Source organism: Variovorax sp. P4_D9, assembly GCF_056401695.1.
Genome location: NZ_JBFUIU010000540.1, coordinates 1 through 6194 on the forward strand (window position 1 = coordinate 1; position 6194 = coordinate 6194).

Below are 6194 nucleotides of genomic sequence, written 5' to 3' on the forward strand. Positions count from 1 at the left end.
AGCATCTGCTGCTCGCCGCCCGACAGCGTGCCGGCGGCCTGGTAGCGCCGCTCGGCGAGCTTCGGGAAGTTGTCGAACATGCGCTCCATGTCGGCCGTGACGCTCGCCTTGTCGCGCCGCCGGTAGGCGCCCATCTCGAGGTTCTCCTGGATAGTCATCTGCGGAAAGACGCGCCGGCCCTCCGGGCAGTGGGCAATTCCCATCGACAGGATGCGCTGCGGCGAGGCCCGCGTGATGTCCACGCCCTCGAAGCGGATCGTGCCGCTGGACGGCGGCAAGAGCCCCGAAATGGCCTTCAGGGTGGACGACTTGCCGGCGCCGTTGGCGCCGATCACCGTCACCAGCTCGCCCTGGCGGACCTTCAGCGAGATGCCCTTGATGGCCTCGACCTTGCCGTAGCGGCAGACGATGTTGTCGATCTCAAGCATGCTTGATCCCCTGGCCCAGATAGGCGCGAATGACTTCCGGATTGGCCTGGATCTCCGCGGGCGTGCCGTCCGCGATGATCTTGCCGTAGTTGAGCACCACGATGCGGTCGGACACGCCCATCACCAGCGGCATGTCGTGCTCGACCAGCAGGATTGAGATGCCGCGCTGGCGAATGCGCGCCAGCAGCGCCATGAAGTCGCCGGTCTCAGACGGATTCATGCCGGCGGCCGGCTCGTCCAGCAGCAGCAGCGACGGATTGGCCGCCAGCGCCACGGCAACGCCCAGCAGGCGCTGCTCGCCATAGGGCAGGGCGCCGCCAAGTTCGTCGGCGCGGTGCGCGATGCCGACGAAGTCGAGCGTCTCCCAGACCGCTTCGCGCAGTCTTGCCTCTTCGCGGCGCATGCCGGGCAACGACAGCAGCGTGGCCCAGGCCGACGCGCTGCCGTGGCGGTGCAGGCCGGTCAGCACGTTCTCGAACACGGTGTTGCTGGCGAACAGGCTGGTCTTCTGGAAGGTGCGCACCAGGCCGACGCCCGCCACCTCGTGCGGCTTGAGCTTGTGCAGCGCGATGCCGCGGAAGTGCACCTCGCCCTTGGTGGGGCGCAGGAAGCCGGTGACGACATTGAAGGCGGTGGTCTTGCCGGCGCCGTTCGGGCCGATCAGGCTCACGAGTTCGCCGTCGTCGACGTGGAAGCTCATGTCGGAGATCGCCACGAGGCCGCCGAAATGCACGGCGACATGGTCGATCGACAGGATCTTTCCGCCGCTGCGCGCGGGCGCGGCGCCGGGTCGGGAGGAGGAGTGGAGGGTTGCTTGCATGCTCAGCCGGCTGCGCCGTTCAGTTTGGGAGCGCCATCCGGAGGCGGCGAGTCGCCGGGCGCCGGGGCGGCGCGCTGGTGGCGCCGGGTGCCGCCGGTGCGGCGGGCCCACAGGTCGCACACCGCCGGCACGATGCCGCGCGGCAGGAAGAAGACGATCAGCACCATCACGATGCCGTAGACCACCCATTGCACCTCGGGCGCCGCGACCGCCCGCAGGCCGACCGGCAGCACGCCGAAGACCACGCCGCCGACGATCGGGCCGGCCAGCGTGCCCTTGCCGCCCGTCACCACCATGATCACCATCGTGACCGTGTAGATAAACAGGAAGATGTCTGGGTCGATGATGCGGATGTAGTGCGCATAGAGGCTGCCCGCCGCGCCCGCCATGGCGGCCGACATCACGGCGCCGAACACCAGGTAGCGCGTCACGTCGATGCCGACCGAGGTGGCCAGTGACTCGTTCTCGCGCAGCGCGATCATGGCGCGGCCCATGCGCGAATGCACCACGCGGCGGATCAGCACGTAGGCGATGACGCCCAACGCGAGCACCAGGTAGTAGTTCGGCGCCTTGCTCCAGAACACGTTCTCGCCGAGCATCGGCAGGTTGTAGCCGAGCGGCGGGATGTTGCTCAGTGCCAGCGGCCCCTGCGTTAGGTCGACCCAGTTGAGGGCCACGAGGCGCACCACTTCGGCAAAGCTGATGGTCACGATCACGAAGTAGGAGCCGCGGATCTTGAACGACAGCTTCCCCACCACATAGCCGCAGAGCCCGGCCAGGACGGTGCCGAGCAGGATCCCCACCGCCGGCGGCCAGGGCGTGTGGACGATGCGCCCGTCGCCCCAGAACACCGGGATGTCGAAGCCCAGCGAAGTCAGCGCGCTGGTGTAGGCGCCGATGCCGAAGAAGGCGATGTGCCCGAGGCTCAACTGGCCGGTGTAGCCCAGCAGCAGGTTCAGGCTCATGGCCCCGACGATGAAGATGCCGGTGGTGATGACGATGTGCAGGTAGTACTGGTCGGTGACCCACAGGGGCACGCTGAGCAGGGCCGCGAGCAGCAGGCCGGTAGTGAGGTTTTTCATCCGATGCGCTCCCCGCGTACGTAGAACAGGCCGGTGGGTTTGAACATGAGCACCAGGATGATGAGGATGAAGCCCATCGCATCCCGGTAGCCCGACGAGATGTAGCCCGACCCCAGCTCTTCGGCGAAGGCCAGGATGAAGCCGCCGATCGCCGCGCCCTGGATGCTGCCGAGGCCGCCCAGGATCACGATCGCGAAGGCCTTCAGCGCGGCCGTGTTGCCCATCGTGGTGGTGACCACGAAGACGGGCCCGAGCAGCGCGCCGGCGGCTGCGGCCAGTCCCGAGCCGAGCGCGAAGGTGGCTGTGTAGATGGCGTTGATGTTGACGCCCATCAGCGAGGCCGTGTCGCGGTCCTGGAAGGTGGCGCGCATCGCCTTGCCCAGGGGGCTGCGGTGGATCAGCAGGTAGGCGCCGAGGATCAGCAGCAACGCCGCGCCGAGCACGAACAGCCGCAGCCAGGAGATCGACACCGGGCCGATCACCAGCGGCTCGGTCGGAAAGGGCGTGGGCACCGACTTGGCGACGCCGCCCCAGACCAGCAGCGCGATGTTCTGCATCGCGATCCAGCAGCCGATCATGACCACCATGGTTGAGTCGATGTCGGCGCCGCGCATGCGGCGCAGGAAGACGCGCTCGATCAGGGCGCCGAGCAGGATGCCCAACATGATGGCCATGGCCATCGCCAGGAAGAAATTCCAACCGAGGTTGGAGACGAAGTAGTAGGCCATGAAGCCGCCGAACGCATAGAGCTCGCCATGCGTGAAGTTGACGACTTTCATGATCCCGAGGATCAAGGTGAGGCCGATCCCGAGCAGGGCATAGGTACCCCCGAGGATCAGCGCATTGGCAATGTGCTGAAGGAGTTGGTCCACTGGTTTTCTCGCGGCGCGGAGGACAGGAGGCGGTCGTGGAGTGCGCAGGAACCACGGCCGCGGACAAAAGAGCCGTCCCGCGCAGGCCGCAAACGCGGCAGCGCAGGACGGAGAGCGACCCGGGGCGGCTGCTACTCGGTGACGAGGCTGATCTTGCCGTCCACGATCTTCACCAGGCTCACCTGCGGAATGCTCTGTGCGCTCTCCTTGCCCGGCTGGCCGACCTTGGTAAACGAGATCTTGCCAGTCAGTCCGGTCAGCTGGGTGGTCCAGAGCGCGTCGCGAATCTTCTCGGAGTCGGTGCTTCCGCTCTTGACGATGGCGGCCGCGATCGTGAGGATGCCGTCGTAGCCGCGCGAGCCTTCGGTCATGCCGGCCGGGTCCAGGCTGCGCTTCTTCCATTCCGCGATGAATCGCCTGGTCATCGCCGGGTCCTGCGACAGTTCGGGGAACCAGGGCGCGAAGATCACGCTGTGGATCGAGCCGTTCGCTGCGGAGCCGGCCTGCTCGATCAGCTGGTCGGGATTCTGCGAGCCGCCGGTGGTGATGACCTGGCGCTTCAGCCCCAGCGACTGGATCTGCTTGAGCACCAGCGTCAGCTGCTCCACGGCGGTGGTGACGAACAGCGTGTCGGCGTCCGACCCCTTGATTCGCGACAGCTGGGCCGACATGTCCTGCGCGGAGGCATCCATGAGTTCGACGCGGCCGAGCGTTGCGCCCTTCTTCTTGAGCATGTCGCCGAAGGCTTCGGCCGAGCCGCGGCCCCAGTCGTTGTTGACCACCAGGAAGTCGGCCTTGTGGATCTTCAGGCCGTCGAAGTACTTGGTGAAGCTGACCGCCTCCATGCCGCTGGTCGGGCTGATGCGAAAGACATAGGGGTTGCCCAGCATCGTGATCTTGTCGGCGCTCGAGGTCTCGACCAGCATCGGAACCTTGTATTCCATGAGCTTCGGCATCACGGCCAGGGTGTAGGTGGAGCTCCAAGCGCCCATGATGACCGGCACCTTGTCGCGGACGATCAGTTTCTCGGCGGCGTTGGCCGCCTCGGTCGGATTGCTCTTGCTGTCCTCGATGACGAGTTCGATCTTCGCGCCGTTGATGCCGCCCTTGGCGTTGATCTCGTCGGCGGCGATCTTCGCGCCGCTGGTCACGAAGCTGCCGGACGCGGCCACCGAGCCGGTGAGCGGCTGGTTGACGCCGATCTTGATGGTGTTGGACTGCGCCGTCGCTGCGACGGCGAAACACGCCGCGGCAGCGACCAGGTTCAATTTCAACCAGGTGTTCTTCATCTTCCACTCCTAGGGGGTTGGGCGAATCGCGCGGCGGGATGCCGGCGCATTCGAGTCATCGTCTCATACAAGCTATCTATCTAACAATAGGATGACTGTATAACGATGCTTCGACTGCGGACTCATGGTTTTCACCGAGAGGCGCCCGTTTGCGTCGTCTCGCTATTCACTGCTAAGATACCAACAATAGGACGACCAGTAGATGGTAACAAGACCCGGAGGTCGTTCGAGAGTGGTCGCCATTGCGCGCAGTGGGCCACGCGGAGTCGCAGTCGTCGTCAACATTTCCACAGCGTTTGTGGGGAAAGCAGGAGGCAATATGGAAGGTACACCCTATCTCGAACTGAGGTCCAAGCTCGCGCAGCGCGATCGCAGCTTGCGTGAGAAGGTCATGTCGCTCGGAGAGGCGGCCGCGCTCGTCAACGACGGCGACAAGGTCGGCATCGGCGGCAGCACGCTGTCGCGCACGCCGACGGCCATGATCTGGCAGCTGATCCGCGAGCGCAAGAAGCACCTGCAGGTCTCGCGCAGCATCGTCTCGAGCGAAGGCGACCTGCTGTTCGCCTCGGGGGTCTCCGACCACATCATCACGAGTTGGTTCAGCCAGGGCATCGTCTGGGGCATCTCGAAAGTCATGCGCCACTATGTCGAGAGCAAGCAGGCGCGCTACGACGAGTGGAGCCACCTGGCGATGGGCATGCGCTTTCGCGCCGGTGCGATGGGCGTGCCCTTCCTGCCGATGCGTTCGATGCTGGGCTCGGACGTGCTCGAGCTGCGCCCCGAGGCGCGCACCATCGCCTGCCCGTTCACGCAGGAGGACCTGTTGCTGGTGCCGGCGCTGAACCCCGACGTCGCGATCATCCACGTGCAGCGCTGCGATGCCTACGGCAACGCCCAGATGGACGGCCTGCAGTTCATGGACATTGACCTGGCGATGGCTGCCAACCGCGTGATCCTGACGACCGAGCGAATCGTCTCCAACGACCAGATCCGCCGCTCGCCGGACCAGACCAAGATCCCGTTCTTTGCGGTCGACGCCGTGGTCGAGGTGCCCTACGGCTGCGCGCCGCACGAGTGCAGCAATGTCTATGAGCCGCTGTTCWAGCACATGGACTACTACACCTCGCTGGTGAACGCCGATCCGGTGGCCGCCATGCAGGACTACATCGAGCGCTACATCCGGCAGCCGAATTCGTGGAACGACTACCTGAACCTGCTGGGCCTGGACGAATTGCTGGACGCGGCGCGCCGCGGAAGGAGCATGCTGAATGACTGAGATCGCCGATTGCACCGCCAGCGAGATCCTGGCCGTCATGAGCGCGCGCCTCCTCAAGGAGGGGCAGGTCGTCTTTGCCGGCGTCGGCGTGCCGCTGCTGGCCGCCACGCTGGCCCAGGGCCTGCGCTGCCCGGGCCTGACCATCCTGTTCGAGGGCGGGGTGGTCGGCCCGATCATCGAGCCGGGCAAGCTGCCGCCGTCGACCAACGAGCAGCGTTGCACCAAGCGCGCCAACATGGTGCTGAGCAGCACAGACGTGCTGCTGCTGCTGCAGCGCGGCCATGTCGACGTCGGCTTTATGGGCGGCGCACAGATCGACAGGCACGGCAACCTCAACTCCTCCTACATCGGCAACCCCGCGAATCCCAAGACGCGGCTGCCGGGCACGGGTGGGGGCAACGACATCTCGAGCCTCACGCACATGATC

At 65.8% G+C, this 6194-nt stretch carries 7 protein-coding genes; 2 read left to right on the top strand and 5 right to left on the bottom strand.

Translation table 11 applies throughout. The features are described 5' to 3' along the window. The 5 genes from AC1DY5_RS38090 to AC1DY5_RS38110 all read right to left on the bottom strand — a co-directional run. A partial coding sequence (locus AC1DY5_RS38090) for an ABC transporter ATP-binding protein (protein WP_478119645.1) occupies positions 1-428 on the bottom strand: 428 nt, incomplete at its 3' end. Then, positions 421-1248 carry an ABC transporter ATP-binding protein gene (locus AC1DY5_RS38095; protein WP_478119646.1) on the bottom strand — a complete coding sequence of 276 codons (828 nt, stop codon included), beginning with the start codon at positions 1246-1248 and terminating at the stop codon, positions 421-423. The genes AC1DY5_RS38090 and AC1DY5_RS38095, both read right to left, overlap by 8 nt. Before the next feature lie 2 nt (positions 1249-1250). Continuing rightward, positions 1251-2330 (bottom strand): branched-chain amino acid ABC transporter permease, encoded by a 1080-nt coding sequence (locus AC1DY5_RS38100; RefSeq protein ID WP_478119647.1) that lies wholly within the window; start codon positions 2328-2330, stop codon positions 1251-1253. Beyond that, complete coding sequence (locus AC1DY5_RS38105; protein ID WP_478119648.1) at positions 2327-3202, bottom strand: branched-chain amino acid ABC transporter permease; 876 nt, start codon at positions 3200-3202, stop codon at positions 2327-2329. Before AC1DY5_RS38105 ends, AC1DY5_RS38100 begins: the two co-directional genes overlap by 4 nt. Positions 3203-3333: 131 nt before the next feature. After that, positions 3334-4491, bottom strand: a complete 1158-nt coding sequence (locus AC1DY5_RS38110) for an ABC transporter substrate-binding protein (protein WP_478119649.1) — start codon at positions 4489-4491, stop codon at positions 3334-3336. Positions 4492-4810: 319 nt separating this feature from the next. On the opposite strand from AC1DY5_RS38110, the gene AC1DY5_RS38115 reads away from it, so the two are divergent. Together AC1DY5_RS38115 and AC1DY5_RS38120 are read left to right on the top strand one after the other, a co-directional pair. Then, complete coding sequence (locus AC1DY5_RS38115) at positions 4811-5767, top strand: CoA transferase subunit A (protein ID WP_478119650.1); 957 nt, start codon at positions 4811-4813, stop codon at positions 5765-5767. Further along, a partial coding sequence (locus AC1DY5_RS38120; protein ID WP_478119651.1) for a CoA-transferase occupies positions 5760-6194 on the top strand: 435 nt, incomplete at its 3' end. The genes AC1DY5_RS38115 and AC1DY5_RS38120, both read left to right, overlap by 8 nt.

Excerpts from the sequence above, each read along its gene's own strand:
- AC1DY5_RS38095 (WP_478119646.1), bottom strand. The coding sequence starts at position 1,248 with ATGCAAGCAACCCTCCACTCCTCCTCCCGACCCGGCGCCGCGCCCGCG.
- AC1DY5_RS38100 (WP_478119647.1), bottom strand. The coding sequence starts at position 2,330 with ATGAAAAACCTCACTACCGGCCTGCTGCTCGCGGCCCTGCTCAGCGTG.
- AC1DY5_RS38110 (WP_478119649.1), bottom strand. The coding sequence starts at position 4,491 with ATGAAGAACACCTGGTTGAAATTGAACCTGGTCGCTGCCGCGGCGTGT.